We start from the raw sequence: 329 nt of genomic DNA, 5'->3' as shown, positions 1-329 counted from the left end.
TCTGGCGCCAAGACCGAGTCCGTGCTTCCGCGCATCTTTTGCAGCTGTCGGAGGCTGCGGCCGTCGAAGCCGGCAGTGACCGCGACGATCTCGACTTCATCGATCATCTGCGGAAGCACGGACTCGGTCTTGGCGCCAGTGCGGCTGTTCGCCGCGCGCTTCCCTAGCACCAACCCCAAGTCCATACTGCTCGAGTCGATCGCATACGTCGGGATCGTCGCCTGGCGGCACAAGACCGGCCCGTGTGCGATCAGTCCGCGACGCAACGTCTCTGTGATCCCGCCCACCGCCCGTCGACCCGTCGGACTGGCGTGCGCACGGCAGCCGCC

Annotated in this window: 1 pseudogene; it reads right to left on the bottom strand. The window is 66.9% G+C overall.

Annotated elements, in window-relative coordinates:
• A pseudogene (locus MKK65_RS18600) lies at positions 1-266 on the bottom strand (hypothetical protein); the annotation flags it as partial.
• Between the last annotated feature and the right edge of the window lie 63 nt (positions 267-329).

Source organism: Methylobacterium sp. J-001 (assembly GCF_022829565.1).
Taxonomy (GTDB): domain Bacteria; phylum Pseudomonadota; class Alphaproteobacteria; order Rhizobiales; family Beijerinckiaceae; genus Methylobacterium.
The sequence above is the reverse complement of the archived record's forward strand: the minus strand, read 5'-3'. Positions and strand labels throughout refer to the sequence as shown.